Source organism: Bacillus sp. SIMBA_074, assembly GCF_046534555.1.
Classification (GTDB): Bacteria; Bacillota; Bacilli; order Bacillales; family Bacillaceae_G; genus Bacillus_A; species Bacillus_A mycoides.
This window is the reverse complement of the sequence record NZ_JAWRYM010001304.1, coordinates 1-232: the sequence shown is the minus strand read 5'-3', so window position 1 is coordinate 232 and position 232 is coordinate 1. Positions and strand designations below refer to the sequence as shown.

At 65.5% G+C, this 232-nt stretch carries 1 protein-coding gene; it reads left to right on the top strand.

Going from position 1 to position 232, the window contains the following annotated elements:
• Positions 1 to 38: 38 nt before the first annotated feature.
• Positions 39 to 232 (top strand): PilW family protein (locus SB773_RS34920; protein ID WP_410595165.1); only part of this gene is annotated, 194 nt, incomplete at its 3' end.

Genomic DNA, 232 nt, shown 5'->3' with positions numbered 1-232 from the left:
GGCAGCAACCAAGAGACTTTCCGTACCAAGGTGCAGCTATGACGGTGGTGGCATTCGCGAAGCGGTCGGGGCGGCGCCTGGGTCGCCAGCAGGGCTTCAGCCTGATCGAACTGATGATCGCGCTGGTGCTGGGCCTGCTGGTGGTCGGTGCGGCGATCGGCATTTTCCTGTCCAACCGGCAGACCTACCAGGCAACCGAAGGCGTGGGGCGTGCGCAGGAAGGCGTGCGCAC